24 protein-coding genes and 2 pseudogenes are annotated in these 24,630 nt (G+C 24.9%); 7 read left to right on the forward strand and 19 right to left on the reverse strand.

Annotation, left to right across the window (positions count from 1 at the left end; all coding sequences use genetic code 4):
• Nucleotides 1-53: 53 nt before the first annotated feature.
• Entirely contained in the window at nt 54-1,052 is a 999-nt protein-coding gene (gene gap, locus ACE38S_RS02180; protein WP_374696183.1) for a type I glyceraldehyde-3-phosphate dehydrogenase, read from the reverse strand.
• Between the two features lie 1,558 nt (nt 1,053-2,610).
• On the opposite strand from gap, the gene ACE38S_RS02185 reads away from it, so the two are divergent.
• The 5 genes from ACE38S_RS02185 to ACE38S_RS02205 all read left to right on the forward strand — a co-directional run bounded on the left by ACE38S_RS02185 (nt 2,611) and on the right by ACE38S_RS02205 (nt 5,711).
• Nucleotides 2,611-2,751, forward strand: a complete 141-nt coding sequence (locus ACE38S_RS02185) for a hypothetical protein (protein ID WP_374696184.1) — start codon at nt 2,611-2,613, stop codon at nt 2,749-2,751.
• A 117-nt stretch (nt 2,752-2,868) separates the two neighbouring features.
• Nucleotides 2,869-3,030, forward strand: coding sequence for a hypothetical protein (locus ACE38S_RS02190; protein ID WP_374696185.1), 162 nt, complete (start codon nt 2,869-2,871; stop codon nt 3,028-3,030).
• 687 nt (nt 3,031-3,717) lie between these two features.
• On the forward strand, nt 3,718-3,870 hold the full coding sequence (locus ACE38S_RS02195) for a hypothetical protein (protein ID WP_374696186.1): 153 nt from the start codon (nt 3,718-3,720) through the stop codon (nt 3,868-3,870).
• Nucleotides 3,871-4,265: 395 nt separating this feature from the next.
• Nucleotides 4,266-4,448: a hypothetical protein gene (locus ACE38S_RS02200; RefSeq protein WP_374696187.1), complete on the forward strand. Its 183-nt coding sequence runs from the start codon at nt 4,266-4,268 to the stop codon at nt 4,446-4,448.
• A gap of 1,092 nt (nt 4,449-5,540) precedes the next feature.
• A complete protein-coding gene (locus ACE38S_RS02205) occupies nt 5,541-5,711 on the forward strand; it encodes a hypothetical protein (protein ID WP_374696188.1) in 171 nt (56 codons plus the stop codon).
• Between the two features lie 429 nt (nt 5,712-6,140).
• Here ACE38S_RS02205 and ACE38S_RS02210 read toward each other — a convergent pair whose 3' ends face one another.
• Nucleotides 6,141-6,608 (reverse strand): hypothetical protein, encoded by a 468-nt coding sequence (locus tag ACE38S_RS02210; RefSeq protein WP_374696189.1) that lies wholly within the window; start codon nt 6,606-6,608, stop codon nt 6,141-6,143.
• 33 nt (nt 6,609-6,641) lie between these two features.
• Nucleotides 6,642-7,193, reverse strand: coding sequence for a hypothetical protein (locus ACE38S_RS02215; protein WP_374696190.1), 552 nt, complete (start codon nt 7,191-7,193; stop codon nt 6,642-6,644).
• 822 nt (nt 7,194-8,015) lie between these two features.
• Here ACE38S_RS02215 and ACE38S_RS02220 point away from each other — a divergent pair.
• A pseudogene (locus tag ACE38S_RS02220) lies at nt 8,016-8,573 on the forward strand (IS30 family transposase); the annotation flags it as partial.
• A 229-nt stretch (nt 8,574-8,802) separates the two neighbouring features.
• On the opposite strand, the gene rpsO reads toward ACE38S_RS02220, so the two are convergent.
• The 5 genes and pseudogenes from rpsO to ACE38S_RS02245 all read right to left on the reverse strand — a co-directional run bounded on the left by rpsO (nt 8,803) and on the right by ACE38S_RS02245 (nt 13,515).
• Nucleotides 8,803-9,069 (reverse strand): 30S ribosomal protein S15, encoded by a 267-nt coding sequence (gene rpsO / locus ACE38S_RS02225; protein WP_374696191.1) that lies wholly within the window; start codon nt 9,067-9,069, stop codon nt 8,803-8,805.
• 97 nt (nt 9,070-9,166) lie between these two features.
• Nucleotides 9,167-10,054 carry a riboflavin kinase gene (locus ACE38S_RS02230; RefSeq protein ID WP_374696192.1) on the reverse strand — a complete coding sequence of 296 codons (888 nt, stop codon included), beginning with the start codon at nt 10,052-10,054 and terminating at the stop codon, nt 9,167-9,169.
• A gap of 41 nt (nt 10,055-10,095) precedes the next feature.
• Nucleotides 10,096-10,965 carry a tRNA pseudouridine(55) synthase TruB gene (gene truB / locus ACE38S_RS02235; RefSeq protein WP_374696193.1) on the reverse strand — a complete coding sequence of 290 codons (870 nt, stop codon included), beginning with the start codon at nt 10,963-10,965 and terminating at the stop codon, nt 10,096-10,098.
• Nucleotides 10,966-12,260: 1,295 nt separating this feature from the next.
• Nucleotides 12,261-12,413: a hypothetical protein gene (locus tag ACE38S_RS02240; RefSeq protein WP_374696194.1), complete on the reverse strand. Its 153-nt coding sequence runs from the start codon at nt 12,411-12,413 to the stop codon at nt 12,261-12,263.
• 138 nt (nt 12,414-12,551) lie between these two features.
• Nucleotides 12,552-13,515, reverse strand: a pseudogene (locus ACE38S_RS02245) (IS30 family transposase).
• Nucleotides 13,516-14,395: 880 nt separating this feature from the next.
• On the opposite strand from ACE38S_RS02245, the gene ACE38S_RS02250 reads away from it, so the two are divergent.
• On the forward strand, nt 14,396-14,542 hold the full coding sequence (locus ACE38S_RS02250) for a hypothetical protein (protein WP_374696195.1): 147 nt from the start codon (nt 14,396-14,398) through the stop codon (nt 14,540-14,542).
• Between the two features lie 367 nt (nt 14,543-14,909).
• On the opposite strand, the gene ACE38S_RS02255 is transcribed toward ACE38S_RS02250, so the two are convergent.
• The 11 genes from ACE38S_RS02255 to ACE38S_RS02305 form a co-directional block, all read right to left on the reverse strand.
• Entirely contained in the window at nt 14,910-15,089 is a 180-nt protein-coding gene (locus ACE38S_RS02255; RefSeq protein WP_374696196.1) for a hypothetical protein, read from the reverse strand.
• A gap of 162 nt (nt 15,090-15,251) precedes the next feature.
• Nucleotides 15,252-16,943: an MSC_0882 family membrane protein gene (locus ACE38S_RS02260; protein WP_374696197.1), complete on the reverse strand. Its 1,692-nt coding sequence runs from the start codon at nt 16,941-16,943 to the stop codon at nt 15,252-15,254.
• Nucleotides 16,944-17,026: 83 nt separating this feature from the next.
• Nucleotides 17,027-17,287 carry a hypothetical protein gene (locus tag ACE38S_RS02265; RefSeq protein ID WP_374696198.1) on the reverse strand — a complete coding sequence of 87 codons (261 nt, stop codon included), beginning with the start codon at nt 17,285-17,287 and terminating at the stop codon, nt 17,027-17,029.
• Between the two features lie 68 nt (nt 17,288-17,355).
• The gene (locus tag ACE38S_RS02270) at nt 17,356-18,720 is read right to left on the reverse strand and encodes a BMP family ABC transporter substrate-binding protein (RefSeq protein WP_374696199.1); all 1,365 of its coding nucleotides are present in this window, start codon (nt 18,718-18,720) and stop codon (nt 17,356-17,358) included.
• Nucleotides 18,721-18,765: 45 nt separating this feature from the next.
• Nucleotides 18,766-20,289 (reverse strand): hypothetical protein, encoded by a 1,524-nt coding sequence (locus tag ACE38S_RS02275; RefSeq protein WP_374696200.1) that lies wholly within the window; start codon nt 20,287-20,289, stop codon nt 18,766-18,768.
• A 47-nt stretch (nt 20,290-20,336) separates the two neighbouring features.
• Nucleotides 20,337-22,010, reverse strand: a complete 1,674-nt coding sequence (argS, locus tag ACE38S_RS02280; protein WP_374696201.1) for an arginine--tRNA ligase — start codon at nt 22,008-22,010, stop codon at nt 20,337-20,339.
• An 819-nt stretch (nt 22,011-22,829) separates the two neighbouring features.
• The gene (locus ACE38S_RS02285) at nt 22,830-23,057 is read right to left on the reverse strand and encodes a hypothetical protein (RefSeq protein WP_374696202.1); all 228 of its coding nucleotides are present in this window, start codon (nt 23,055-23,057) and stop codon (nt 22,830-22,832) included.
• 275 nt (nt 23,058-23,332) lie between these two features.
• Nucleotides 23,333-23,494, reverse strand: coding sequence for a hypothetical protein (locus tag ACE38S_RS02290; protein WP_374696203.1), 162 nt, complete (start codon nt 23,492-23,494; stop codon nt 23,333-23,335).
• Between the two features lie 55 nt (nt 23,495-23,549).
• On the reverse strand, nt 23,550-23,723 hold the full coding sequence (locus ACE38S_RS02295) for a hypothetical protein (protein ID WP_374696204.1): 174 nt from the start codon (nt 23,721-23,723) through the stop codon (nt 23,550-23,552).
• Between the two features lie 209 nt (nt 23,724-23,932).
• Nucleotides 23,933-24,121 (reverse strand): hypothetical protein, encoded by a 189-nt coding sequence (locus ACE38S_RS02300; RefSeq protein WP_374696205.1) that lies wholly within the window; start codon nt 24,119-24,121, stop codon nt 23,933-23,935.
• Nucleotides 24,122-24,152: 31 nt separating this feature from the next.
• Nucleotides 24,153-24,623 (reverse strand): transcription antitermination factor NusB, encoded by a 471-nt coding sequence (locus tag ACE38S_RS02305; protein WP_374696206.1) that lies wholly within the window; start codon nt 24,621-24,623, stop codon nt 24,153-24,155.
• Between the last annotated feature and the right edge of the window lie 7 nt (nt 24,624-24,630).

Genomic DNA, 24,630 nt, shown 5'->3' on the forward strand with positions numbered 1-24,630 from the left:
ATTTTTTTCTGAAAAAACAAAAACACTAAAATTTTTTAGTGTTTTTGTTTTGATTAAACTGTTGCAAAGTATAACAATATTCGTACCATTTGTGATACATATGACATTTCATTATCATATCATGCATATACTTTAACTAATTGTTTTCCATCACGTTCAATAATTTTTGTTAATGTTGCATCAAAAATTGATCCACGTGTTTCACCAATAATATCTGATGAAACGATTGGTTGTGTATTATAACCAAAAGTTTCTGATTCTGCTGCTTTCATTGCGTTATTAATTTCTTCAACTGTTGTTGTTTTTTTTAATTCAACTGCTAAGTCAACAATTGAACCAGTAATAGTCGGCACACGTAATGCCATTCCGTCAAATCTACCCTCCAATTGTGGTAACACTAATGCTACTGCTGATGCTGCTCCTGTTTTAGTTGGAACAATATTAGAAAAGGCAGCACGCGCTCTTCTTAAATCATCATGCGCTAAGTCTAATAATCTTTGATCATTTGTTACCGCATGCACAGTTGTCATATATCCTTTTTCAATTCCAAACTTTTCGTCTAATACTTTCGCAATTGGTGCTAAACAGTTTGTTGTACAACTTGCTCCCGAAATAACGGTATCATCTTTTGTAATTTCTTTATGGTTTACATTATAAACAACTGTTTTAACATCTGTTCCTTTTGCTGGAGCGGAAATTAAAACTTTTTTTGCTCCTGCTGTAAGGTGTTTTGATGCCCTGGCACGATCAAGAAATAAACCTGTTGATTCAACAACAACATCAATTCCTAATTTACCTCATGGTAATTCAGCTGGATCTCTTTTAGAAAAAACATTTATTTTTTTTTCACCAACGATAATAACTCCTTCTTCTGAAGAAATTTTATCACGTTTTCATCTTCCTTGGGCTGAATCAAGTTCCAATAATGTTGCCAAAGTTTTTGCCTCTGTTAAATCATTAATTGCAACAATTTCAACATTTTTTTCATCAAATAATCTTCTAAAAGCTAAACGACCAATACGTCCAAATCCGTTAATTGCAATTTTTGTCATCTACTTTTTCTCCTCTACATACATTTAATAACTTAGTCTGCAATAAAATACTGCATACTTACTATAAGTTTACAACCTCTAGCCTTAATTTGCAAGAAAATTAACAAATATCTAGATAATACAATGGTTTTATAGTATTTTAATTTGTAAAAATAAATATATTTAGATTACTTTAAATTATATTATTTGTAAAAATAAATATTTATTTTTATCAATGTTTTTTGGGGAATAGTATAATTGATAAAAAACTATATGTTAAACTATTATAACCGAAATTTATTTTATTGATATCATACTTTTTATAAAATAACTGTATTGTAATAACTTTTGAAGTTTTAAATAAATTATTCTTATTTGACATCATATTTCATATTATGGGGTGCTTTTATTAAAAGTTTTTTATTTAAATTTAGTGTATTTATAGACAAATCAATAATATATCTAAAAATCATAGACATATCATACTATTTATTTAATAATAAATCACTGTTTGTTTTACCTAACATATCAAAATATGCTTGCTCCATATTAAAAACCAATTTATAGTTATGTCTATAAATTTCTAATTTATAATAATGTCAAAAAGTCATTATTATTTTAGCAAATTCTGCTAAATATTGATCAATTTTATTTTTTAATATCATAATTTTAATTGGCGTTTTTAATTATAGGTTTTTAGTTTTAAGTGCCAAATTTTCAATTATAAAATGTTCAAGAATAAGAAAAGAAATTTCTTCCTGAATCATAATAATTACCTTCACTAATTAAATATTTGCTTTTATAAAATTTTAAAAAGTTTTCCGCTGTTAATTTTTCTGGTAGTAAGAAAAAGTTTATTTTTTATAAAAATTATAAATAAAGTAATTAAATGTAAATTAAGTAATCGTTTCAATAAGCGATTTTTATTTTTATTATTAATCGGATAGTATCTTTAAATTTAGAACTTTTATCATAAAAAAGATATTATTCTGTTTTTATTTCACAAAATAAACGATATTTTTATAAATACTTTTAATAAAAGTATTATCAGATCAATAATGCAACTATTAAAACTTAATATTTTGATTCTGAAAAATGAATAATTTATTGTGGAGCGAAGAATTAAAAAATTGTGAAAGCGAATGGATTTTACTCCTATTTATTTCTTTAATTCTCAGCAAGATTAATCCCTCGCGAAATGTCATAGTGCGGGGTTTTTTTATCTTGTTTTCATTAAAATAGTGCTATTAAATCAAAAAAACAACATCGGACACTAAAAAAACAAGAGGGTTGAAACTTTCAAAAGGTTATTTTCTTTATATAAAGTTGTCTAGGGATGGATTAAGCGTAATTAATAACTGGGTAAATATTGAGATGATTATATGGTTGATGATAGAAATTCAATTCAATTTGGATAAGCTAAATTTGAACAAGTATTTACAAAGCGATCAACCGAAAGACAACACACTTTATTAAGTTTAGATGAAGATGCAAGTAAATTAAATATTAATGATTATTATAATTTTTATACTTGTATTTAATGACTGTGGTTTAAATATTGGTGGTGGTGATATTAATTATGCACCCCAAGATAGACAATGATTATATCCATCAAACGTTATTAATTTATTATTCACCATATGATGGTGGTTTTTTATGACAAGAAATTACTTTTTCAAGTATTAATAACAAAATTAGTAATAGTGTTTTATCTGTGTAATAATTTATTAAAACATCAGGCGCCCCGGGGAAGGTTATTGTTTTCCTAAAATAACTTATAATGAAAAAATAAATAAAGGCATTGTTTAATTAGATGAGGTTTTATTAAAAGACCCTGGTGTTAGATCAATGACGGTTAAATTTTATGGGTAATCCGATCTTTTTTAATATGCCAGTTATTGATCGACCAATTATTAAAGGTCAATTTAATCCAAAAGTAATGAATTATCGTGATTTATTAATGTATAACATGTATCCTTTTGTCCACCCGACAAAGTAAATACTTATGCTTCACCAAAGTAAGTTTATATAACATCCAAGGGATTCAACCAATTATGATAACTGGTTATAAAGATTGAAAAACAGATATGGATAATAAATATGATTTTTTAAATCAAAAAAATAGTTAAATTATTGTTATAACTGATAAAACAAATTCAACAGCAACAAATCCCACTGTTGGCACAACTATTCATACAGAAGATAAGGATTCTAAATTTTATTGATCAAAAGATTGAAAAATAACACCACCAAACAAAATAAAAATAAACGTGTATAGTTGACAATATTGTTAGTAATCAAGCATCATTGTATTTTAGAAGAAAAGATGAATTTGATAATACAGTTGACCAAGTTCAAATTGAATATAATAAAATGGGTGCATGTAATGTTTAGGATATTTTAAATATGAATAATTTTATTAACCGTTAAATAACTGTATTATCTTTAAACTATACGCAAAAATTAGTATTTAATCCTTTTACAATAACCGGTGGAGTTGGTAAATTCTTAAACTTTATTAAATTTGATATTCCATGAGGATGAGTTATTAATTTATTAATCAAGATTAAAAAACTTGACCTAATTTTCAATGATTAAATGGGGGGTTTTATGAGTGCTAATGTTTATAGTTTTTATAATGATGCATTTTGAGATGATAAGGTGAAAGATAAAGGTTATTTACCATTTGAAAATATTTATAGAACAAAGTAATAATAAAGTTAATGCTATTTTTGGAGCAAATGCTACTATCTTAGGTTTTACTACTTTATTAACTGATAAATTAGTAAGTACTGTTTTAACTAAGGATGGTAAAACAACAAACAATATAGTTTATTAAACATATAATCTAAAACAATTAAATAAAAAAACTAACCGAGTTTATTAAATTAATGAACGTACAATAGCGGTAGATGATCAAATACCAGTTAGTGATAGTGAAGAAGATAATGATTGTGAATTTTTACAAACACCCGATGGAACAAATTGTAGTTATATAATTGATATGTTTTCAATACAAGCATTATATAAAGGTAATTTTGAAATTATCTTTTATGCTTATAACTCGTATACTAATAATGAAGAAGATTATTAAAGATTATTAATATAAAGTTTTAGAGATAAAATAAAAAGTATATTAAATAATTAATTACGCGATATGACAACTAATTATAAAACTAGTTTTCTATTACCACATGATTATGAAATACCAACATTTAATTACCATAAATATGTATGTATATTGTGCCCCCACCAGCCGCCCGCTTATATAACTATAAGCCTTATACAAAAGATATTATTCATGCTGGTGTAGTACAACAACCATTAAAAACTAAAATTACAAAACCAATACAATGTATACACACATTAGAAGACCCAGTTAATTTATTAGTTCTTATAAAAAATCTAAATAAGTAATAGTATTAATTTAAAGGTTGAATGTGGGTTACCTGATATCGAAAAATTTTATTCCTAATAGAAATATTAATATAATAGGCGGAAGTAAAAAATGTAATAATAATTTATTTTCATTAACAAATATAACTTTGCAATAGAAGGGCTATTCGCAAACTGATAAAATTAATTTTGATAATACAATAATTTTATATACTGATAATATAACTAATGAAATTAAACATTTGATATTGGTTATACTAATAGATTATTACAAAAAACTATAATGCATATGATTAAAAAAATGATGATATAATAAAATTTTTATTACAAATATTTTTATTATACAGAATAGATAATTCTGAAATTAAAGAAACATATTTGCAAGCATATTATACTAATGATATGAAATTAAAAATTATATTTTCAAAAATATTACTATCTAAATTGTTATTCACTTTTAAATAAATAATTATACTGCACCCCAAAAAATAAGTAAAATAAAAAGATTTTGCTAAATTTTTATAGGGTAGCATTTTATATGGCAAGAAAATAACAAAAATATAACAAATATACATCATAATTTAGAACAAAAATCATTGAGGAAATTAAACAAAAAAGTTGTTGAATAACAGCGAAACAATGTAATCTAAATGAAAATACAGTAAGATCTTAATGAGTAAATCATAAAAAAAGGAAATTAGATATTCCTAAATGATCTAAAATATCTTTTACCAAAATAGATTTATAATATTATAAAACAAGGTATGAGTTACTAAAAAAGCTCCATGACTTTTACAATTAAACAAACTAATAATCGTTCTCTTTTATTAAACAAAATTGTCGTTAAATATTCAATAAAATTATTACTAGAAATAACAGGGTTAAAACGTAGTTATTGAGATAAATATAAAAATTATGAAAGTAGAAAAAAGATAAAAAACAATAAATGATATTGTAAAAGTCTATGAAGAAAATTTAAAACAATTTGGATATCGAATAAGTACTAAATATTTTAAGAAAGATTATTATATAAAATATAATTCAAAAAAATTTTTAAGGATTATGATTAATAATCAAATATAACCTGAATATGTAGTAAAAATGATAAGAAAAATGAAGTATGAACAGAATAAAGAAAAAAGTTTATCGCAATATCTTGATTTAATTAATTGTAAATTCAATGATATAAAAACAATGTTTTTAGTACTATGTACTGATGTAACATATTTAATTTGAAAAAGGAGAAAGATATTATCAATCAACAATTATTGATGAATATACTAAAGAAATAGTTGATGTAAAGTGATCTAAATATAATGACACTAAATTAGTAATGGATAATTTAAATGATGCAATTAATAAAATAAAATTGATAAAAAAAGATCTGAATGGAATAATAATTCACCTCAGATCACGGATATCAATATAAATTCCGTTATTTATCACGATAAATATTTATCTAACGGTATTATAATTTCAATAAGGAAAAAATACCACTATGCAGATAATATTGTTATAGAAAGTTTTCATTCATTATTTAAGAAAGCTACAATCAATAAGAAAATATATAATTAACACGAATAATATATAAAAGATGTTATGAAATGAAATACATGGTATTAAAATCGTAAAGAAAAAGATATAATTAAAAAAATAGTAAATACTTTTTATTAGTACTTACTAAAATGGGTACATTCCTAATGTCTCTTTTTTTTATTCACCATTAACTTTTACATCACCATCTTTATCAATAATTAAGTTAGGTAAATATTGTTCTTTACCATTTCAACGATAAACAAATTTAAAATAATTACCATTATCACTTTCTTCGCGAGTAGGATTTGGCCAATTCATCATAGTATACTTAATTCCTATTTTATCGTTAAATAAATATATTTTTCTACCTTCTTCATTGTTTGATACTTTTTGAATTTTTCAACCATCTGAATAAAAAGTTATAAAATATCATTTATTATTAGGATTAAAAAATGGTTTTTCTTGTGGTGCTATTCATTCTAAGTTATTTTTAATTTCTTTATTTGTTGTATTTATTTGGTTTTCTTCTTTTAATACATATAATTGCTCTTTTGTATATTCTTGTGGTGTATTACAAGTGACTAAACTTGTTGTATTTGTTCCAATTAAAGTAATTGTTCATAAAATACTTAATATTTTTTTCATTTTTTAATTACCTTTGTTAATTTAATTAAATTATTAGTCAAAACAAAAAACTCTTTCGTTATTTATCATATTTTCCGAAGTAATTAAATAACTTACATTATAAGAACCACAATCTACAACCGTTCTAATGCGGTGTTTTTTATCCCCATTATTTCAAACAGAAATTATTTTATTTCAATCATTTCAAACAGCCTTAGCAATTATTTTGGCGTATATTTTTACAAAATATTCTATTTCATTATATGTATAACTACTGGTGTTATTATCTATTTGATAAAAATCTAATAGTGGGTCAGTAAAAAATATATTTTGTACATCTTTATTAAAATTTTGATAATTATTTGAGTTTTTATTATAATTAGAAATTATATTTTTAAAAGTTTTCGGAACAAATGAAACATAATAATTTTTAATAAAAATTCCGCCCTCTTCAACAGAATTATAATCCCCATTACAGTTTCTCTTGACTCTATTTAAAGTTTTTAAATTTGTTTCTTGTTTATCATAATTACCAGCAGCAATTGTTGTTGGTACAGCAGTTCCACTAATTGTTAATACACTTAATAAACTAAGTAATTTTTTCATTGCTTGTTTTTCTCCTTTTTTTAATCTTGAAATTTTTTATTTATCAAGATTTACCTATATATTATATATATAATATATAAAATTATTAATTATTTTAAAATTTTATCTTTAAAAATAATTCTTATTACGCGTTTTAAGGGTAAATTATCAATTAAATATGTTAAGTTTAGTATATAAAAATAATTTTGTGTATATAAAAAGTTGGATATGTTATAATAAGTTGGACCCATATTTATGTGGATTTTCAAATAAAATATAATTATTAAGAAAGTAGGAATATAAAAATAGGGAAGAAATTCATCGATATATGAATTTAAAAAAATTGTTTTACTTTATCAAAATGGCAAAACAATTCTTGAAATTTTTAAATAATATAAGGTGTTAAAATCAACTATATATCAGTTAATTGAAAAATTTCATAATTCTGGATTTTTTAAAGCAAAAGATAATCGCACTGTTGAAGAAAATTAACTGATTGCCTTGCGAAAATAATTAATATAATTATAAATGAAAAACAACCTTTTAAAGCAAGCGGTGCTGATGGTTGATAAAAAATAGAAATTATTAACAATAATAAAGAAAAATATTCCATGCGAAAAATTGGTCAAATAGGATCAAAATTAAAGATAGCAAAATCAACATATTACTATCAAATTAATAAATGTGGCTATTGTTGATGTTAATAATTATGAACAAAAAGTTATCAGCGCATTTAATGCCAATCGTAAAATTTATGGATCTTGTAAAATTAAAGCTTTTTAAATCAGAAAGATATTATCTTATCGCGAAGAAAAATTCACCAAATTATGATTAAAAATATAAAAGAAAAGGAAATCTGATAATAGTGGAAAATTAATTAATTTTAAATCAATTTAAGATATTGAAAATAAAATTTCTAATGTTGGTTTATTTGAAATGGATACTGTAGTTGATAAAGATCATCAATTTAGTAATTTAATTTTAGTTGAACAATTGAACACAATCAAGTAAAAATACTTTGTAATGAAATTTAAAAATCATACTGCTAATGAAGTTGTAGAAAAGTTTAAAGATATTGTTATAAGTAATAATTTAATTTGGAAAATTAAAGGAATAATAACTGATAGGGCAAATAATTTAGTAAATGAAGATAATTAGAAATATTTGTTGAAACACAAGTTTATTTTTGTGATCCTGGTAAATCACAAAAACCACAACAAAAATCATTAATTGAACATATAAACAGCGAATTTAGATATTGACTCCCCAAAAAAGGGAACTGATTTTAATAATGTTAGTCAAAAAATGATAGATTGAATAGGTAATGTTATAAATGATAAACTTAGATTGTGTTTGAATTGAATAAGTGCAAAAGCAATATTTTTACAAAATATTAAGTAAATTTTTATTATTTAAAATTAATAAATTTATTTTTAGTGTGATTAAATGTATTTAAAATTAAATAAAATAACAATAAAATATTTTTTAAAAAAATGATTGTAATTTATTTTAAATAATATTGTTATCAATTTAACAATAGATACAAATTTGGAGCTTGTATTTACACGATGCTAATTTTATTACACTTGTCTTAATAACTTACAAAAATAAAGTTTAAAATTCTTAAAATTTATTTTCTAATTCCTAATTCTTTAATGATAATTTTATATTCATTAAAGTCAGTTTTAGTTAAGTAAACAAGTAAATGTTTTCTTTGCGCTACTTTTTGTAATAAACTTCTTCTTGAAACAATATCTTTTTGATGGACTTTCAAGTGTGCTGTTAAATTACTAATATCTTCTGTTAAAATTGCAATTTTAACTTTTGTTGCACCAGTATCTTTTACGTTTTTACCAAATTTTAACACTAATTCTGTTTTTTTTTCTTTTGAAACCATTGTAATTTTCTCCCTTCATTTAGTGGCTTAATTATGTTAAATCAAAAAGTTTAAAAAAAGGTTATCTTAAATCAACAAAATAACAACCTTATTAATATTATGCTTTATTAGTAAAAAAAGCAATGGTATTAGCTAAATCTTGTTCTAAAAGATCCACTAATTCTTCTAAATTATTAATTTTAACATTTTGTCTCAAATATTTTTTAAAATAAACGATAATTTCTTGCTCATATAAGTCGATATTAACATTAAGTAAATATATTTCAACAACTTCTTTTCCCTCAAATAATCTATAAGACGTCATTGATGGATAAAGTTTTCCTTGAGTTAGTGTTTCTGTTACATAAACACCATAAGGTAAAATTACTTTTTGGGGTAAATAAATATTAGCGGTTGGAAAGTTAATTTTTCTGCCTAACTTTTTGCCCGGTTTTACTTCGCCACGTAAATGATAATCTTCATATAATAATTTGTTTGCTGATGATAAATCATAATGCAATAATAAATTTCGAATTGTTGTTGAAGAAAATAAATTATCTTTTCGTGGAATTAAATAAACATTTTCTTTGCCAAAAAAAGTAATAATATCATTAAAATCACCTTCTCTATTTTTTCCAAAGCGAAAATCAGAACCAATAACAACTTTTATGACATTATAATGTTTTTTTAAAATTGTTAAAAATTGTTTTGGTGATAAATTCATAAATTCAGTTGTTAGTGTTGCTTCCAAATAATAGTCAAAACCTAATTTGGCGACAATTTGTTGTTTTGAAACATTATCGATTATTTTCGTATCTGTTTTATGTAAAAAATCAGTAACACTTTGGGACATTGTAAAAAATAAGGCTGCAAGCTGTTCTTGGTTTTTAATTTCCATTAAACGATTAATTAATTTTAAATGGCATTGATGAAAACCATCAAACAAACCTAAACAAGCAATTTTTGGTTCCTGATAAGCTGACTTATTTCATAGTAAAGTTTTCATTAATAATGTTCGCCTTTCTCATTTTCTTCTTGTTTATAAGACTAAACATTTGATCATAATCCCCGCTGGCAAGCATAAACATGTTTCCCAATATGTTTATAAATTGCTATAACATTTTTATTTTTATCAATAATAAAAATAATTGGATCGGCATTGTTAATAATAACAATTGGCTTTCCTTGTCGAATTTCTTCATCATTATGATGAAACATCAATTGCTGATTATTCGTAAATAAAGCATCATACATTGATATTAACGAATTAAAATTTACTTCCTCAATAGTAATTGCTTTTGATAACAAAAAATTCCATGATTGCGTACGACATAAGTTTTGAACGGTCCCAATTATATTTAATTTTACCGCAATATCATTAACTAAACTTCTAATATATGTTCCTTTTGTACACAATACACTGAGTTTAATGGTATGATTGTGCGCATCATATTTTTTTAGTTTAATTTCTTTAATTGTGACAGTTCGTGGTTTAATTTCAACTTCTTTATTTTTGCGAGCATATTCATAAAGTTTCTTCCCATTAATTTTAATTGCTGAATATTTTGGTGGATATTGTTCATACATGAAATCATTAAATTCATTAAAAACTTTTTTTAATATTTTTTTTTGAATTTTAAATGGCGTTGTTTTATTGATAATATTACCAGTAATATCACCAGTATCTGTTTCAATAAATAGTTTCATTTCTACATCATAAGCTTTATCAACTGTTAACAAATATTCGCTCATTTTCGTTGCATTATTCACTAAAACCACTAAAAGGCCAGTTGCTAATGGATCTAATGTTCCGGCATGGCCAATTTTATTAATTTGTAATTTTTGTTTAATTTCTTGAATAACTTGATGACTCGTTTTTCCTGTTGGTTTATTAATTAAAAAAATTCCATCCTGCATAATTGAAACCGCCCACTTCCTTAATTATTGTATCATTTTTTACTACATTACTAACATTGATTAAAAATAACTTTTATATTTTAGCATTTTTTGAAAAAATAATTGATTATTACAAAAATATAGTTTATGATATTCATGTATGAAAAATAAATATTGTTACATTTATATCTTTCTTAAATTATTATAGCCTTTCCTTTTGTGTTAAAATTTGTATTTTGTGATAATATTTAAATCAAAAATAATCTTAAAGTTTGTTTTTCATACGTTTTTAAAAATTAATTGAAGTTTATTATAGGTTGTTCATTTTTCTTCAATTATTTTTTTTATTTTTACCTTAATTGTAAAATATATTTGGGATACTAGTTACTAACGGGATTGATGTTTCAAATCATATATTGGCTAAAGTTATAATTGCTGTTTTATGGTTTTTACCAACTATAGTATCTCCCTCTAGATGACCAGAGACATTCATGCTTTAATATTTGAAAATTCAATATTACGTTCAATAATTGTCTAACAATTATTAACTTTTCTGTGGTTTTCTGTTTTATTATGTGGTTTATGTTTACCTTTTCTTAATAAATTTTTTTATTAAAATTATAACGAGAAAAGGTAAACATAAATAAAGTCTTTGAACAGATAAAATTTTTGTCAATATTTCTTATTATATTTGTAATAATATCTGGTGAATAGTGTTCATAATTAACTAAATAATTAATAATTTCATAGTAAATTTTATTTAATGTTTTTTATTTGCAACCAGCTTTTTTTGTCTTTATTACTATTTTAATAAATTTAAATTGGGTCTCAAACAACAATCAACATTTTATAAATTCTATGGACAGTTTTTTTACTTTGATTTATTTTATAAGCTGTTTTTCTAATTTAATAATTAAAATTTTGATATTATTGAATTGAAATTAATTTTTTTGTTGTGATTTTTTGATACATTGTGTTATTTATCTTTTTTTAAATTTGGATTTTAACACAATATTTTTATTTGTTTAACTGTCATATTTAATTTTACAATTCAGATATTATTAAATGTTATTTATAAGTAATTTTATGTTAAAAACAATTAAAAAACAATTATCATTGTTGCGATAATTGCATTTTTTATTAATTATCAGCACTGCTTGCTTTAAAAGGTTGTTTTTCATTTATAATTATATTAATTATTTTCACAAGGCAATCAGTTAATTTTCTTCAACAGTGCGATTATCTTTTGCTTTAAAAAATCCAGAATTATGAAATTTTTCAATTAACTAATATATAGTTGATTTTGACACCTTATATTATTTAAAAATTTCAAGAATTGTTTTGCCATTTTGATAAAGTAAAACAATTTGTTTTTTAAATTCATCGGTATATGAATTTCTTCCTATTTTTATATTCTTACTTTCTTCATAATTATATTTTATTTGAAAGTCCACATAAATACGGTCCAACTCGTTGTAACCTATCCGCTTTTAAATTTTTGGCGTTGTTTATATACAAACGACAAATTTATATATTGTTATTTTATTTAATTTTAAATACATTTAATCACACTAAAAATAAATTTATTAATTTTAAATAATAAAAATTTACTTAATATTTTGTAAAAATATTGCTTTTGCACTTATTCAATTCAAACACAATCTAAGTTTATCATTTATAACATTACCTATTCAATCTATCATTTTTTGACTAACATTATTAAAATCAGTTCCCTTTTTTGGGGAGTCAATATCTAAATTCGCTGTTTATATGTTCAATTAATGATTTTTGTTGTGGTTTTTGTGATCCTGGTAAATCACAAAAATAAACTTGTGTTTCAACAAATATTTCTAATTATCTTCATTTACTAAATTATTTGCCCTATCGGTTATTATTCCTTTAATTTTCCAAATTAAATTATTACTTATAACAATATCTTTAAACTTTTCTACAACTTCATTAGCAGTATGATTTTTAAATTTCATTACAAAGTATTTTTACTTGATTGTGTTCAATTGTTCAACTAAAATTAAATTACTAAATTGATGATCTTTATCAACTACAGTATCCATTTCAAATAAACCAACATTAGATTTTTATTTTCAAAATCTCAAATTGATTTAAAATTAATTAATTTTCCACTATTATCAGGTTTTTGTTTTGTTTTATATTTTTTACCACGATGAGGCAAATTTTCTTTTATTAACCATATTTTTCCTAATCGGATTCATTTATATAACGTTTTAACACAAAGCAGGAAATTTAACACCAAATTCTATAAAATAATGATAAATCAATTGTTCGAATGTATCGTGGTATTTATTAAATCTTGTTTTAATAAAATCTAACTGCTTTTTTGTAAATTAAGGTATTTTTTTAATACATTTTTTTACGCTTTTGTTTATAATTTTTGTGAGCATCTGATGGTTTATAATCTTGTATATTTTTAAATCGCTTAATTTCTCTTTTAACAGTGTTAATTCCACAACCAATTTGTCTAGCTATTTCTGATAAATTAATCGCACCATTTTTCTTTTTAAAAGCATCAGATAACAATAAATCAGGCATCATGTACGATGAACCAGCAAAAAATAACTCTTGTTAAATAAAAAAACTTAACATCAAAAAAGGAGTAAGTATAAGTAATGGAAATTAATAATCAACAACAAATTTGTAATGTTAATAATTGTCGTAAAGCAATATCATTCATTATTGAAGAATTTTTATCAAATAAAGTTTTATGAACTTGTTAAAAACATAAAGATTTATTAAATCAGACAAAAGATAAAAAACAAAAGCTATTTTATCAGAAACTAGAAAATTCAAAAATTATCTTTGATTGAGAAACTGGTTTTTTAAAATTTTGATTTTAAAAAACAACTTAATGCAGTGTGGAACGGTTATTTTAAATAATTAAGTGATTTTATCATAGCATGAGTTTAAACTCATTACCACAGCCAACCGAGGCGAGTACTGAAATTAGTATATGAGGGGGGAAAAAATATATGTAAATCGACGCTAGTTTATTAGAACTAAGCGATAGTGGTGATAAGTGCAAGATCAACATCAAACCACAATAAATATTGAGATGATAACTTTATAAATAAATTTGGTTATAGATATTACTTTTTAAAAGTGGTAGCGGTTTTAAAAATCACAAAGCTAGCATTAGGCTCTTCAAGGTGCAAGTTAATTTATTTTAAAAACTGAACGTTTTGACCTGAAATGGTGTGGAAGAAGAGGGATAATTCTCTGACTTTACCTTATAAAAACAACTGTCGATTATTAAATAATATACCGCCACCGCTCACCTCCAGTAAAGCTGATGGCGTATAGTAAATAAATATATAAATACTTTTATATAACTAATTATTCGTTTTGGTACTTTAATTTGGGAGTGAATGCCAGCTAATTAAAAATAGGAGGAAATATAATGACATAATATAAAAGTTTGTATATTAATAAAAATTGAAATAAAATAACAACATCATTTAATTTAGTTAATTGTCAACATGTTAATTGTCGTATTTACCATCATAAAAATCATTATGATTTGCAATGTGTAGAATGAGCAAAAATGTATTTAAATTTATTTTAAAATAAATGAGATGTTATTATTTCTTACAGAAAGCCATTCAGTTAATAATTTTGTAAATAATAATTTGCAACAAAGATTATATTTTTATTAGTTTTATATAATAAATTTAATAATTTTAATAAAAATGCATTTTTGTTGTTGAAAAATTTAAAAAAATAGAAAAATATATTGACAATAAAATTAAAAATTAATATAACTTAAATAAGTAAGTGGTATATTATTACACAATTTCTAAGATATTAATTTAAGACCCCAAGATAATTTATACAACTATTTTTAAAGATCTAAACCAATTTCCCTTCGATACTTTTCTGTAACATATTTAAACTTGTCATCATATCAAATACTTATTTATTTTCCTGACAGTTTATTTTTTTCCTCATATAATCCCATCAACTTTTTTTCTTGAACGACGTAAGAGAACTTTACTAACACTAGTAAATGTTACAATTAAGGTTGTTACTGATCAAGTACTAATTGCTAATACACTTAATAAAATTAAAAATTTTTTTATTTTAATTTCACTTTTATTGTTTAAAATAATCATAATATAGTCCCATCATATCTTAGAAAAACTAAAAATTAATATCAAAAAATATTGCAACTTTAGTTTGCTAGTGTTGAAATATACTCTAACTTTCTAATCCTTAATCCTAATAATAAATAAAAAAATAATTTTTAAGACTGCACCATTTTAAACAACAATTCTTTAATTACGATTAAATCAACGGTCAAAGAAAGGTTGCCCACTTCGTTTATAACGACGAGAAATTAATCATGGGGTTGAAATTACTAGAGTTAAAATAATTAAGATAATAATAAAGACAAATAAACAAATCCGGTTTGTTTTTTTCTTTAACGCTGCTAATTCTTTGGGTCTAACAATTTCATAACCATAATAGCCAATAATATTTGCCTTTCTTTTTTTTGTTAAAACAATATTCGTAATATGAACCCCTAACGTTACAATCAAAATAATAATGGTAATGGTGATGGCGGCTGTTAAATCATCAACAATACCTCAACTCCAGAAACCAAAACGGAATTCTTTCCCGGAATGTTGTTGAAAACCATATAAAATTCCCAAAATAATACCGCCAAATAAATAAGTTGGAAAAACCAATCAATTTAAAACAACGCTACGAACGGTCATTTTTTTATAATTATCAATTAATAAGTGAGGAATCGTGTGGTTACCATGCATTAAATTTGAAAGATAATTATTTGTTTCAATCCTAACGCGTGATAAATCAAAAATACCAGCAAACAATAAACCTAAAGATATTAATAAAAAAGTAATTGTTAAAAAAGGATGGGGAATATATCCGGTTTTAATTCCTATAATTGTTTCTAACTCTTGCTGATGCGAAATAAAATATAAAGCAATAAATAAACTTGTTGTCATTGTGCCAAATAAACCAACAATAATCATAATTAAAGTACGCACTTTTTCCGAACGAATTTCCCGCGCAATTTCCAACGGAATTAATCGATTAGCATAATCTTTACTAAAACGACGGTGGCGGCGTTGTTTCTTAAATAATTGTGGTTGATAAGCATAACGTTTATTTTCAATGCTATTTATTAACGCTGGTACTTCGAATTGTGTTGAGGGAGTAAAATTATTCTTTTGATAAAATGAATGTGGCGTTAACATCCTATTACCCGTCATTTGATTATCATCAAAATATTGGCCGGCATTTGCTTCACAATAATCTCTTTTCGGATCATACCCCACTTCCGAACGATTAAATTGGTAATTCACAGGAGTTTGATTATATGATTGTGTAATACAAGCTTGATAAGGATGACGATATTGATGTGAGTAATTATCATCATTTCTATACCATTCATCATAGTCATTTTGATATCCAACAAATTCCGGATTATCATAACGCCCTGGTTTTTGTGGCCCAGCCCAATGTTGATAATAATTAGCACTTGATTGATATTGTTGAATTCGCCGTGGCAAAATCTGTTGCTGCATTAGCATTGGTTGTGAATGATTTTGCGTAGCATCATGATTATAATATGGTTCAACATACTCTGATCATCGCATTTGATGAGGGGTTGTATGCATAATATCCCGATCTTCTGGTGGATATTGTCGCTCATTATTATTAGCATAATAATTATATTTATTACTTAAATTCATCCGGCACGGATGAATTGTATTATTATTTTGATATAACATTTCCATATTATTTAATTGGTTTTGTTTATATACTTCATTTGGACGAAAATATTGATTTGGTATCATATTTGGTAACATATTATGCGGATGTGGGCGGTTTTCTGTAAATCCATAATTATTATGTTTATTTAATTCAACATTAAAATTATCACCAAAACGTTGCTCTGATTGTATTGGTGGTTGCTTATGTTGTTTATCTTTTACCATAAAAGACTTAATTGTATTAAAAAAACCCATTCTTTATTTCACCTGTCCTAAATGTTAATAACATTGTATAAAAAAAGAGAGCGCTAGTTTTTCTCATCCATTTTTTTGGCTAGCATAATTTCTTGTTCAAAATACTCAATGTTTTCTTTAAAATTAGTTTCTTGTTTTAATTTTATAATATTAGTTCAATTATTATTACTTTTTTTACTTCGAAATAAAGAAAAAGTAATAATAAAATAAACAAATAATAATAACGCCGCAAATCCTATAAAAAAAACAATTAATCCGATTACTGATATTTCCAAATCTAAGATTTTTATAATCGTCGTCAAGAAGCCCTTCATATAAACGCCACACTATCTATAAGAATTATACTATACTTTTTAAAATTTTGTTAAAAAATAAATTATTTCTATTTTAAACCATTTTCTAACTTTACTAATAAGTCCTTTTTTAGTTGGTTTTGCGTTTGATAAGTTAATCTTAACGTATCAGCAAAATTAGCTTGTTTGATTTGTTCATAAATTGTCCCAATTGCGGTGATTAATTTAGCAATTTTTACATTATTATTAAGATAATTAATAATGCTATCATCAATTCATTTTGTTTTCTCGACTCCTAATCAATTAGGGTTTGTTTTAGAAGATTGATCAGAATTAATTCAACATTCTTGAGTAGTTTTACTGTCATCTCATTGTTTAGTTACAATATTATAATTACATTTTGATGAATAAATATTAGCTAAAGCATCCTCCGTTGCTTGGACAATATTTAGTAAACCACTAGTAATAATATGTTCATCACCATATATTTGCGATTGGGTAGTATCGACACCAACAACTTTGGTTTTAACTTGATTATATTTAATATGATCAATTGTATCTTGTGTTTGTGGTCCGGCAACTGGAAAAATAATACTTGCCTTCTTACTAATTAAATAATCAGAAATTATTTTTCCTCCCCCTTGGTTAAAAGACTGTGAGAATCATGATTCATTAGCATTTAAAACATCTTGAACTTTATTAATTGGTAATAAATACTTAATGATTGGATCAATCTTATTAATTACTGCTAAAATATCCGGCATTAATTGTTGTAAATTAGGATATGAAGCATTTGGCTTAATAATTTCATTAAAAATATCAGCCGACAGTAAAAATCCTCATAAATAATTTGAAACTCCAATTGGATTATCCATCCCACCGTAAGTTGCAATATTTAATTCTTGCTTAAATTCTGATTGGTGTAAATTAAGTCAAATTGCCGTCACAAGACCAGCTAAAAACCCAGCAATTTCTTTTTGAAATAAAATTCCAATAATATTATCAACTATTGGTTCATTAATGTCCATCTTAGCGTGCACATTTTGCCCACTACCATCAATAAAAATGACGTTATTCGTTAAAGCGGCCGCTCAACCAATCGCAAGACCATGACTAAATCCGGGTAAAATTAGCGTCTTTACCCCAGCAATAGTTGCCACTTTATATGCCGTTTGAAATTCACTGGGGGTAATCCCACTTGGTTCATAATAACTGGCCCGCAAAGGACTATCTTGTCAATTAGCTAAAGCATGGGTACTTGCTGCTTGTGAAACAATAAATTTACTTGCTCCTTCTCATGCTGACTGAATAAAAGATTTATCATTAATAGGACCACCACTACTAATTACTCACACATCACACAGATACTGATATTTTTTCGCACAAGACACGGTAAAACTCATCGATGTTGTTAGTGTTTGTACCATCATTAAAATTTTAATTATTTTTTTCATTTTAATCTCCTTTAAAAAAATAAAGTTCTTTAATTACAAAAAATTTTATTTTGTCTTAACCCTTTTCCGTTTATTTGTTTCAGAAGTCATATTTGATTTAACACAACCAATAAAACTTTCTCGTAGTAATAAATTAACCTTGGGAATTAATAATCGTAAATGATTACGATATTCGGCCAAAATTAAATCGGAAGTGTAATAAAATATTAACAATAAAACTAAAACAACTGTGGCACAAATTGTTGAAATAATTGTCGTAATATTATCAATTTGAACAGCAAAATTATCCTGCGGAAGATATTGTTTGCCATAAATGTATTTTTTAAAGATTCCTACCTTTTTATTCCGCATCACATCATCCACAAACTTGATGATAAATTCAAAGCCAAACCATATTAATTGGAATTGTGCAACAACTGGTTTATTCGTTGGCGAACGATACTTTCATTCACAAGTCATAGCAAATAAAATATTAAAACACATTGCAAAAGCTAAACCATTAATAACTTGTAATGATAAGTAAACTTCCGGGGAATGGTTAAAGGCCGTGATACTGAAAAAAATAAATCATAACAATAAACCTGACCCAAAACAATATTTAACACCAATTTTATTATAAAGTAAATGACAAGCTAAGTAAGCACCAAAAAACTGCGGGATTAATAATAATTGTTCATTTAACCGAACAAATTGGTTAACTTTTAAAGTATTATGATATTTTTCCCATGTTCGTTGGCCTAACAGTCAAATATAAATATTTGACTGTGACACTTCTTTTAAAAAAATAATTAAAATTGCCATAAAGAAAATAATTAATACTTTTTTTCATTTAAAAGTTTCAAACATTTTTTGTTGTTCAATGGTAAATGGTGTTGAAATAAACTCTTTATAGGAAAACATCACATATAAAGTAGTTGCCACAACCAAAGCTACAATGGCCCCTATTCCAATAATTGCAATTTGTAAATGATAAGATAAATTAGTTGTGGTGGTAATAACAATATTATTAAATTCACTGCCAAAAACAAGAGCGAAAGTCATTAACGGCGCTATTAAACTAATTGTTTTAAATGAAAAAAACTTAAGACCATAAACCTCATTATACGATAAAAAATAACTAGATTTGACAACAATTCCAAACCCAAGGAAAATAGATGCAATAATTATCGTTGGTAACGATGGATAAATAATTAAAATAAAAATACCGATCATTGAGGCACCAAACATTGTATATTGAAAAAAACGCCAACCGATTCATGAAAAAACCTTATGTATAAAGACATAAGGAATCATTGCTAAAAAAGCATACAAAGAAAGAGAAGTTGCCGCAATAATAGCGATGCTTTCCATATTATTAATTGATGCCGAGAAGAATAAATCACGAAACTCAAAATTATCACCAATAATGGATGATAATGCAAATCAATATAAAAAGGTTTGAATAAAGAATGCTTTCTGACTAGTGTGTTTAATTTTAATGTTTTTTATTAAAATTAAAACGTAAAGAACAAATAACAATAATAATATTAATGTATTAAATAAAAAAACATCTCAATTATCTTGTAACACCTCGGCACCATCTTTCTGTCTTATAGATTATAACATGACTTAAATAATTACATCTGTTCAATAACATTAATCCCTAATAAATTAAAGGCATTTGATAAAACTTGATAAATTACTTTGATAAATACTAATCGTTGTTTTGTTAATTCTAAGTTATCTAAATTAATAATTTTTGATTCATTATAATATGAATGGAATTGACGTGCAATACTTTGGACATAATCACAGATAAGATGTGGTTGACGCAATTTTGCGGCTCCTTCAATGCAACGATTAAATAAGTCAATCTCATTTAAAAGATATAATTCTTTTTGCGAAGTTAATAATTCAAAACTCGTCACACCACTAACACTAATCTTGTTTTTTTTCGCTTGTTGTAAAACGCTACTACAACGAGCGGTGGCATATTGTGCATAATAAACCGGATTTTTCGAAGAATGCTCTTTTAAAATTTCAATATTTAAGTCCATATGACTTTGCGCACTTTTTGAAGCTAACATATAACGAATTGGATCAACACCAATTTCTTCAATTAAATCAATTAACCAAACGACTGTTTCTTTCCGTTTACTCATTTTATATTCAGCTCCATCTTTAATTATCCGCACCATTTGAATCATATCAATATCTAAAACATCTTTTTGATACCCTAACAACTGTAAACCAGCTAACATACGGGCAATATAACCGTGATGATCACCACCCCAAAAGTTAACTAATTTATCCGCTTTGCTGCGCATTAAACGTTCATTGTGCGCTGCTAAATCTGGAGTAATATAAGTTAAATCACCATTCGATTTAACTAAAACCCGATCTTTATCATCACCAAAATCAGTTGTTTTTAGTCATAATGCGCCATCTCGTTCATAAGTTTTTCCTAATTTATCATACTGCAATAACGTTGCATCAATTTTACCACCTTCATACATTGCCGCTTCTGAAGAATAATATTCAATATCAACGCGAAATAGTTTTAATTGGTTTTTAATTATATCTAAAAATAAATCAATTGATTTTTGACGAAATATTTGGTGGACTTCGGGATCAATAATTTTATAATCTTTATCAAAAGTTAAATTAACAAATTTATCTTGATAATGGTCAACAAAATATTTGGCAACATCATTATACATTTCACCGCGATATACTTCAGGAGGAAATTCAATTTTCTTTACTAATAAATTTAAATAATTAACAAAAATGGTCACAACTAAAGTATTGATTTGATTGCCAGCATCATTAACATAATATTCAGTTTGAACATGATAACCAGCTGCTCGTAAAATACGCGCAACACTATCCCCAATTGCCCCATTTCGAGCATGACCAATATGTAAGAAACCAGTTGGGTTCGCTGAAACGATTTCTAAATTATAAGTAACCTTTTTCGGAACAGAATGCCCATATGTTTCTTGCAGTTTTAAAACATCATTAATAACTCGATGTAACTGTTCGTCAGCTAAGGTAAAATTAATAAATCCGGCCCCAGCAATCTCAATTTTTTTAAAATATGATTTATTATCTTTTTCAATAAAAGCAATAATTCCTGCAGCAATTTTATTAGGAGTCTTTTTTAAATATTTTGCTAATAACAAGGCTAAATTGGATGATAAATGACCAAATCCTTCTTGATGGGGCTTTTCAATCATCACTGGGATTGTTAAATTACTGGCCTTTAGATATTCTTGTAAAAGATTTTCAATTAATTTAATATTCGTATTCATAATTATGCTTTCTTTCTTCTTTTTTATTTATATATATATTTTACATATTTTTTATAATTACTGGATTGGCAACCCTTTTTAGGACACTTTTTATATGGACTGTTGTTTTTTCTAAATTCAACAAAGTATTAAATAATTTAAACTACTGTGAATTCGAATATTGTTATATCAATGCACAAAGTCAAATAATTTGTATTTTAATTGGGTTAAATTTATAAATTTTTGCCTCTTGACAAATTATTTTTTAAAACTTTTGTAAATTTTTTCAGCCCCAGCATTATCATAAGGATAACCCCTCTTCTTTATTGTTTAATGATTGTTTGATGTTAAAAGTACTTAAGATATTATCAATGATTTTATTTTTAAATTCATTACTCCTGTTATTATGAAATAACGTAATTTGTTTTAATGGTCTTGTAATTGAATAAAAGGTTTATTGCACTAGTTGTACTATTTTATTTGTCTCGACACTATAGCCAATTATTTCACGATTAAACAAGTTAATTAACAAACAAAGATAATGTCATTTAGCACCACATTAAACATATGTTAAATCATTAACAACAACTTCATTGGGTTGTTTATTAATTAAATTCACGGTTTAAAACGTTGCTAATTTCGTCGTTATTAACCACCAAATTATGATTACGATATTTTAATTTGGTGTATTTAGATACTAACTGATTTTTAATCATAATTTGGTGAATTTTTCTTCGCGATAAGATAATATCTTTCTGATTTAAAAAGCTTTAATTTTACAAGATCCATAAATTTTGGCGATTAGCATTAAATGCGCTGATAACTTTTTGTTCATAATTATTAACATCAACTATAGCCACATTTATTAATTTGATAGTAATATGTTGATTTTGCTATCTTTAATTTTGATCCTATTTGACCAATTTTTCGCATGGAATATTTTTCTTTATTATTGTTAATAATTTCTATTTTTTGCCAATTATCAGCGACGCTTGCTTTAAAAGGTTGTTTTTCATTTGTAATTAGATTAATTATTTTTGCAAGGCAATCAAAGTTCATTTTCTTCAACAGTGCGATTATTTTTCGCTTTAAAAAATCCAGAATTATGAAATTTTTCAATTAACTAATATATAGTTGATTTTGACACCTTATATTATTTAAAAATTTCAAGAATTGTTTTGCCATTTTGATAAAGTAAAACAATTTGTTTTTTAAATTCATATATCGATGAATTTCTTCCCTATTTTTATATTCCTACTTTCTTCTCATAATTATATTTTATTTGAAAATTAACATAAATATGGTTCAACTTATTGTAATCTATCCATACTTATCTTAATTACTTATCTTTTTCTAATTTCACAACAATAGAATCCATCAGTGTTATTTTCATAACCAAAAATTTGTTCGTTGGTAACAATTTCTAAATCACCATAATTTGCTAAAAAATTACGGATCTGAACCGTATTCTCATACCCACCAAAAGTACAAGTTGAATAAACCAAGATTCCCTTTTGGTTTTAATAATTCATAAGCTTTTTCTAATAATTGTTTTTAAATTTAAATTAAATTGGATAATTTTTGGTTAATAAAAGTATGATATTTAATTTCCGGCTTACGCTTAATTACTCCCAACCCACTACATGGAGCATCACACAGAATTTTATCATATTGAATTTCGGTATTAATTTCTCTGGCATCTAATAAATGAAGATAAATATTAGTAATCCCCAATCGCTGGGCATTAATTTTAATTAAATTAATTTTCTTTTCTTACTAATATCATATGCATTAACAAAAAAACCTTTTATTGCTCATTAATTGACTTAAATGTGTTGTTTTTTACCACCAGGCGCACACTGCACCAAACAAATATCTAACACACAATCAACCTCGTACGGATCTAACACTTACTTATGCGAGATTCGCATACTCATTTCATCTTAGACAAAAATTAAACCTTTTTGAAACATTTCTGAATTAACAAATGGTTTATCAAACAATAACACCAACCGTGATATCAAACTTTTTGTTAATTTATAATTTGGATATTTTGTTAGCAATTCATCCCGACTAATTTTTAGCGTATTAATGCAAAATGAAATTTTTGGAATTGTCAAACTATCAATCATTAATTGTTGCGCAATATATTAGTTATATTCATTACCGAATAATTAAATATAATGCTGATGGGAAACTATATTTAATATTTAATTTTTTCATTTCATCAGAAACGTTAATTTTAAAAACAATATCTTCACTTTCAAAAATTTTCTTTAAAATAGCATTAATAAAACCAGCATATTTTAAATTAACCATTTTACCAATATTAACCGCTTCATTAACAATTGCGTAATTAGGAATTCGATCTAAAAACTGAAATTGATAAATACTCATTCATAACAAAACTTGTAATTTTTGATTTGTTTTATTAACATTAATAAATTGATTAGCAATATATTTTAAATATAATTTATTTTTTAATGCTCCATACACAATTCGATAAATTAAAGTTTTATCTTGGTCACTAAAGTTATCATTTTGTTCAATTATGTTTGATAATAATTGATTACTAAACTTATTTTTTGTAAAGATTTTTCATAAAATATTCCAGGCTAATTCTCTTGCTTGCATTTCTTAT

Origin of the sequence: Spiroplasma endosymbiont of Polydrusus formosus (assembly GCF_964263245.1) — a bacterium.
Lineage (GTDB): Bacteria > Bacillota_I > Bacilli_A > Mycoplasmatales > Mycoplasmataceae > Spiroplasma.